Origin of the sequence: Pseudomonas sp., from assembly GCF_050739655.1 — a bacterium.
GTDB lineage: Bacteria > Pseudomonadota > Gammaproteobacteria > Pseudomonadales > Pseudomonadaceae > Aquipseudomonas.
In genome coordinates this window covers 1-6,124 of record NZ_JBOIBY010000551.1, presented here as the reverse complement: position 1 = coordinate 6,124, position 6,124 = coordinate 1, and the positions used below count along the sequence as shown (strand labels likewise).

General features: G+C 60.9%; 7 protein-coding genes. 5 read left to right on the top strand and 2 right to left on the bottom strand.

Features of this window, described 5'->3' with window-relative positions; all coding sequences use genetic code 11:
* Positions 1-870: acyl-CoA dehydrogenase (locus tag ACRESJ_RS26465; protein ID WP_431760503.1), on the bottom strand; the 870-nt coding region annotated here is incomplete at its 3' end.
* Positions 871-1,025: 155 nt separating this feature from the next.
* Between ACRESJ_RS26465 and olsB the strand changes: the two genes are divergently transcribed.
* Positions 1,026-1,781 carry an L-ornithine N(alpha)-acyltransferase gene (gene olsB / locus ACRESJ_RS26460; protein WP_431760502.1) on the top strand — a complete coding sequence of 252 codons (756 nt, stop codon included), beginning with the start codon at positions 1,026-1,028 and terminating at the stop codon, positions 1,779-1,781.
* The gene (locus ACRESJ_RS26455; RefSeq protein WP_431760501.1) at positions 1,781-2,572 is read left to right on the top strand and encodes a lysophospholipid acyltransferase family protein; all 792 of its coding nucleotides are present in this window, start codon (positions 1,781-1,783) and stop codon (positions 2,570-2,572) included. Before olsB ends, ACRESJ_RS26455 begins: the two co-directional genes overlap by 1 nt.
* A gap of 116 nt (positions 2,573-2,688) precedes the next feature.
* Here the strand turns inward: ACRESJ_RS26455 and ACRESJ_RS26450 are convergent, their stop codons facing one another.
* Positions 2,689-3,267, bottom strand: a complete 579-nt coding sequence (locus ACRESJ_RS26450) for an ACP phosphodiesterase (RefSeq protein WP_431760500.1) — start codon at positions 3,265-3,267, stop codon at positions 2,689-2,691.
* Positions 3,268-3,436: 169 nt separating this feature from the next.
* On the opposite strand from ACRESJ_RS26450, the gene ACRESJ_RS26445 reads away from it, so the two are divergent.
* From ACRESJ_RS26445 to ACRESJ_RS26435, 3 genes are read left to right on the top strand one after another with little or no spacing between them, the layout of a single operon-like run.
* Positions 3,437-3,739, top strand: coding sequence for an ArsR/SmtB family transcription factor (locus tag ACRESJ_RS26445; RefSeq protein WP_130904349.1), 303 nt, complete (start codon positions 3,437-3,439; stop codon positions 3,737-3,739).
* A gap of 35 nt (positions 3,740-3,774) precedes the next feature.
* Positions 3,775-4,941, top strand: coding sequence for an MFS transporter (locus ACRESJ_RS26440; protein WP_431760499.1), 1,167 nt, complete (start codon positions 3,775-3,777; stop codon positions 4,939-4,941).
* A 21-nt stretch (positions 4,942-4,962) separates the two neighbouring features.
* On the top strand, positions 4,963-6,012 hold the full coding sequence (locus tag ACRESJ_RS26435; RefSeq protein WP_431760498.1) for an alkene reductase: 1,050 nt from the start codon (positions 4,963-4,965) through the stop codon (positions 6,010-6,012).
* The last annotated feature ends 112 nt before the right edge of the window (positions 6,013-6,124 follow it).

The window sequence follows — 6,124 nt, the reverse complement described above, 5'->3', positions numbered from 1 at the left end:
CGCCAATGCTTTGGCAAGACGCTTGCCCCGCGCCCCCGCAGCCAGGTCCATCACCCCCCGATCCCGCTGCCACATCGCCGCCCATTCTGCTGGCCCATCGGCCAACGCCTGATTCACCTCGGCCTTGAGCGCTTCGAACTGCGCGAACAACCCACCCAACAACACATGCCCGGCCGGATGGCTTGGCGCTTGACGGCTGACTTCCGCGCAACCGGCCAAGAGCGCCAGCAAGCGCAATTGCAAGGATTGTGGCCAGTCGTTGTCCTGGCCAACGCCATACAGCCAGGCTGTCATGGCGCTCAGCACATAGATGTCTTCAAGGGTGCGGAACGGTTTGACGTAAGCATCCCAACCATCTCCCGCCAACAGTTCGCACAACGCATTATCCAAAAACAAGCGGCCATGGCTGATGTCCGGCATCAACGGTATCGCCGGCAGTTGTTCCACCCGCACGCCCGGCTCACCGGGATAAATCACCGCCAGGCTCAAGCGCGGATCGTCGCCAGGTTCTTCACTGCGCGCGGCCACCAGCAGCCAGTCGGCGGCATCGCCTGCGGTGACGAAATCCTTGCATCCGCTCAGGCGCAAACCACTGAGCCGGGTTTGCATGTCGGCGGGGCGCAGGCTGCGTTGTTCGGTCGCGCACATGGCGCCCAGACTCAGTGGCGCACTTGGCCAAAGCATGCGCAGCGCAGCCTGGTACCCAACCAGAAACGCCAGCCCCGGCGTTGCCATCAAGCGTGCGCCCGCCACCGCCAATTCGAACGGAGTGAAGGTGCCTAAATGCTGTAACAACGTCGCGAATCCTTCGCCCAGATCCGGGTTGGCAGGCAGGCGATCACGGCGATTCAGCAGGGTTTGCCAGGGCATGGAAGGCTCCTTTTGGGCTGTCATATAAGCATCACCAAAGCTTAATGGCGATGACACCGGGGCTACATAGCCTGACTTTGCACAACAAGGCTGGATAAAGAAAGTCGATCCGCTGTAACCCAAAGACGGGTGAGCAGCCCGCACGGAGAATCGCCATGACTCAGATCGCCCGTATCAGCGACACCGGCAACGAACGCCGCCTGCAAGCCGAACGCCTGGTGGGTGCCGAGGCTTTGCAGCAAGCCCAGGCCTTGCGCTTCAACGTCTTCAGCGGCGAATTCAACGCCAGGCTCAAAGGCGCAGAATTGGGTCTGGACATGGATGACTACGACGTTCACTGCTTCCACATCGGCGTGCGCGACCTGAACACCGGGCGTCTGGTGGCGACCACTCGCTTGCTCGACCACAAGGCCGCCAGCACCTTGGGCAAGTTCTACAGCGAAGAAGAATTCAGCCTGCACGGCCTGGTCAATCTGCAAGGCCCAATCCTGGAGATCGGCCGCACCTGCGTCGACCCGGCCTACCGCAACGGCGGCACCATCGCCGTGCTGTGGGGCGAATTGGCCGAAGTGCTTAACCAGGGTGGTTACAGCTACTTGATGGGTTGCGCGAGCATTCCGATGCACGACGGCGGCATCCAGGCCCACGCGATCATGCAGCGCCTGCGCGAACGCTACCTGTGCACCGAACACCTGCGCGCCGAGCCTATAAAACCGCTACCCGCGCTGGATATCCCTTCCAACGTGATCGCCGAAATGCCGCCTTTGCTCAAGGCTTACATGCGCCTGGGTGCGAAGATCTGCGGCGAGCCGTGCTGGGACGAAGATTTCCAGGTGGCCGACGTGTTCATCCTGCTCAAGCGCGATGAACTCTGCCCGCGCTACGCCAAACACTTCAAGGCGGCTGTGTAATGAGCCGACTGCGCGTATACGCGCGAATCGCTCGAGTGTTGCTGGTGGTGAGTCTGGGCTTGAGCATGGCCAGTGTGTTCGGGTTGTTCGAGCGCCTTGGGATGGCCCACTCGATGGCGCGTCGTCAGCGCTGGTCGCGGTTTTTCATGGCCCGCCTGAGCAACGCCCTGCCCTTCGATGTAACCGTGCGCGGTGAGCTGCCGAAATCGCCGATGCTGTGGGTCAGCAATCATGTGTCCTGGACTGACATCCCATTGCTGGGAATGCTCACGCCGTTGTCCTTCCTGTCCAAGGCCGAAGTGCGCACCTGGCCGGTGGCGGGCTGGTTGGCGGCCAAGGCTGGCAGCCTGTTTATCCGTCGCGGCGCGGGCGACAGCCAGTTGATCCGCAAACAGATGACCCGTCATCTGCAACAGGCGCATCCGCTGCTGATGTTCCCGGAAGGCACCACCACCGATGGCCGCTCCCTGCGCACCTTCCACGGTCGCCTGCTGTCCGCCGCCATCGATTCCGAAGTGGCCATGCAGCCGGTGGCGATTCGTTATCTGCGTGACGGCGAGCCATGCGCGCTGGCGCCGTTCATTGGTGATGATGACTTGCTGTCACACCTGATGCGTCTGTTTGCCAATGATCGGGGCGAGGTGGAGATTCATCTGCTCAAGCCAATTGCCTGCGAAGGTCGTGAGCGTGCGGCACTGGCGTTCGAGGCGCAGCAGGCGGTGCAGAAGGCGTTGTTTGGGGCGATCCCGGAAAAACAGCAAACACCCATGCGCCCTGCGATTGCCGCCTGATTTTTTGAATACACGGGAACCCTGTGGGAGCGGGCTTGCCCGCGATAGCGGTGGACCAGTCGGCATCTCTTTGACTGACACACCGTCATCGCGGGCAAGCCCGCTCCCACAGGTGCCTAGGCTGTCTGCGAGATCTGTGAAAATTCCTGCAACTGCGGATAAAACAACCGAAAGTCTTCGCTCAACGGTTCATACAACCGCCGCAATTCCTGCATCGCGAACGCCAGTTCCTCGGGCCGCGTCAGGCGCCGTGAAATCCCTCGCAGTACCTGCTCCAACACCTCGAATTCCTGGTACGAACCCAACCAGTCATTGGCCACCATGTGCGGCGCAATCCTCGCCAGGCGTTCCGGCAATTGTTGTTGGCTGGACAGCACCCGGTACACGTCCGAGGTGAACTCCTCCAGTGGACGATCGGCGTACAGCCGCCAGTCGCGCGCCAGGCAATGGTCGAAAAACACGTCGAGGACTATCCCGGCATAACGCCGACGCGTGAGGGAAAAACGCGACAACGAGGCGTCCACCAAAGGATGACGATCGGTGAACACGTCGATGCTGCGATGCAGCTGGATGGCCGTTTCGATCTCCGGCTCGAACTGCCCTTGCAGCCGCCCTTTGACGAAATCGCCATACAGACTGCCGAGCAATTGACCGGGGCGCTGGCCACCGAGATGAAGATGTGCGAGATAGTTCATGGGCGCAGCTTAGCACTGCGCCCTGGTATCTACACCCAACGTATCGTTATAACTCGATATACCGATTTATTCTGTCGTCAGAGCAAAATCATATTGGTATATCGCGAAATAGCGATTTAAAGTTCGCTTCATCGCGATATAGCGTTTTACTGATCACGAGCACCCAACCATGAACCTTGACCTCGACGAAATAATAAAAGCCCTGGCGCATCCGGTACGGCGAGACATCCTGCACTGGCTCAAAGATCCGACCGTCGAATTCCCCGACCAGTCCCATAGCAACGAGCACGGCGTTTGCGCCGGGCAGATCGATCAGCGTTGCGGTTTGTCGCAGTCCACGGTGTCCGCACACCTGGCGACCCTGCAACGCGCCGGCCTGATCAGCAGCCGCAAAGTCGGCCAGTGGCACTTCTTCAAACGTAATGAGGAAACCATTCAGGAGTTCCTCAAGATCTTCAGCAAAGAGCTCTGACCCTTAACGTCAGTCGGCCTAAAGGAATTAAACAAATGCCCCTCTCGCTACTTATATTGGCCTTGAGCGCCTTCGCCATCGGCACCACCGAGTTCGTGATCATGGGCTTGTTGCCCAATGTGGCGGCCGATCTGGGTGTGTCGATCCCCGGTGCCGGCTGGCTTGTAACGGGTTACGCCCTGGGCGTGGCCATCGGTGCGCCATTCATGGCGCTGGCCACCGCCAAACTGCCACGCAAGGCAGCACTGGTGGCGTTGATGGGCATTTTCATCATCGGCAACCTGCTCTGCGCGGTGGCCAGTGACTACAACGTGCTGATGTTTGCCCGCGTGGTGACGGCCCTGTGTCATGGCGCCTTTTTCGGTATCGGTTCAGTCGTAGCCGCCGGCCTGGTGCCTGCGAACAAGCGCGCTTCGGCCGTGGCCCTGATGTTCACTGGCCTGACTCTGGCCAACGTGCTCGGTGTGCCGTTGGGTACCGCGCTCGGTCAACAGGCTGGCTGGCGCTCGACCTTTTGGGCAGTGACCGTGATCGGTGTGATTGCGCTGATCGGCCTGATCCGCTTTTTGCCGGCCAAGCGCGATGAAGAAAAACTCGACATGCGCGCCGAACTGCGTGCCCTCAAGGGCGCCGGCATCTGGTTGTCCTTGAGCATGACCGCGTTGTTCGCAGCCTCCGTATTCACACTGTTCACCTACGTCGCGCCGCTGTTGGGCGAAGTCACCGGCGTTTCGCCCCAAGGTGTGACCTGGACCCTGATGCTCATCGGCCTGGGCCTGACCGTCGGCAACATCATTGGCGGCAAACTGGCTGACAAGGGCCTGGCGGCGACACTGATCGGCGTCTTCATCGCGATGGCCGTGGTGTCCACCGTGTTGACCTGGACCAGCGTCGCGCTGATCCCGACCGAAATCACCCTGTTCCTCTGGGCCACCGCGTGTTTTGCCGCCGTGCCTGCCCTGCAAGTGAACGTGGTGACCTACGGCAAGGCTGCACCGAACCTGGTCTCGACCCTGAACATCGGCGCGTTCAACGTCGGCAACGCCTTGGGCGCCTGGGTTGGCGGCAGTGTGATTGCCCACGGCTTCGGCCTGACCAGCGTACCGCTCGCGGCCGCCGTACTGGCCGTGCTCGCCCTGCTGGTGACCCTGATTACTTTCCGTCAGAGCGGTGATCCCGAGCTGGCCCCTGCTACCCATTAATATTCAAAAGAGAGCGATTTGATGACCACTATTTTCGATCCGATCAAACTGGGCGACGTCGAGCTGGCTAACCGCATCATCATGGCACCGCTGACCCGCTGCCGCGCCGACGAAGGTCGCGTACCCAACGCACTGATGGCCGAATACTACGTACAGCGCGCCTCTGCTGGCCTGATCCTCAGCGAGGCCACCTCGGTCACGCCGATGGGCGTCGGCTACCCGGACACCCCGGGCATCTGGTCCAACGACCAGGTGCGTGGCTGGGCCAACGTGACCAAGGCGATCCATGGCGCGGGCGGCAAGATTTTCCTGCAACTGTGGCACGTGGGTCGTGTATCGCACTCGTTGTACCTCAACGGTGAAGCGCCGGTTGCACCGAGCGCCATCCAGCCAAAAGGTCACGTCAGCCTGGTTCGTCCACTGTCCGACTACCCGACCCCACGCGCCCTGGAAACCGCTGAAATCGCCGACATCGTCGACGCTTACCGCACGGGCGCCGAAAACGCCAAGGCCGCCGGTTTCGACGGCGTGGAAATCCACGGTGCCAACGGTTACCTGCTCGACCAGTTCCTGCAAAGCAGCACCAACCAGCGCACCGACAACTACGGTGGCTCTTTGGAAAACCGTGCACGTCTGTTGCTGGAAGTGACCGATGCCGCGATCGAAGTCTGGGGCGCCGGCCGCGTCGGTGTGCACCTGGCTCCGCGCGCCGATTCCCATGACATGGGCGACGACAACCTCGCCGAGACCTTCACCTACGTCGCTCGTGAACTGGGCAAACGTGGCATCGCCTTTATCTGCTCGCGGGAAAAAGAAGGTGCCGACAGCCTGGGTCCACAACTCAAGGAAGCCTTCGGCGGCCCGTACATTGCCAACGAACGCTTCACCAAGGACAGCGCCAACGCCTGGCTGGCCAGCGGCAAGGCTGATGCGGTGGCTTTCGGCGTACCGTTCATTGCCAACCCTGACCTGCCGGCACGCTTGAAAGCCGACGCCCCGCTCAACGAGCCGCGTCCGGAGTTGTTCTACGGTAAGGGGCCAGTGGGTTACATCGACTACCCGACGCTGTAAGCCTCAACCCGCAAAAACAAAAAGCCCCGACTCGAAAGAGCCGGGGCTTTTTGTTGTCTGAAACCCATTTGGCGGGATTGCACAAATCCACTGTAGGAGCTGCCGAAGGCTG

What these genes read in the sequence shown, in the direction of transcription:
- ACRESJ_RS26440 (WP_431760499.1), top strand. Translation starts at nt 3,775, where the DNA reads ATGCCCCTCTCGCTACTTATATTGGCCTTGAGCGCCTTCGCCATCGGC.
- ACRESJ_RS26450 (WP_431760500.1), bottom strand. Translation starts at nt 3,267, where the DNA reads ATGAACTATCTCGCACATCTTCATCTCGGTGGCCAGCGCCCCGGTCAA.
- ACRESJ_RS26435 (WP_431760498.1), top strand. Translation starts at nt 4,963, where the DNA reads ATGACCACTATTTTCGATCCGATCAAACTGGGCGACGTCGAGCTGGCT.
- ACRESJ_RS26445 (WP_130904349.1), top strand. Translation starts at nt 3,437, where the DNA reads ATGAACCTTGACCTCGACGAAATAATAAAAGCCCTGGCGCATCCGGTA.
- olsB (WP_431760502.1), top strand. Translation starts at nt 1,026, where the DNA reads ATGACTCAGATCGCCCGTATCAGCGACACCGGCAACGAACGCCGCCTG.
- ACRESJ_RS26455 (WP_431760501.1), top strand. Translation starts at nt 1,781, where the DNA reads ATGAGCCGACTGCGCGTATACGCGCGAATCGCTCGAGTGTTGCTGGTG.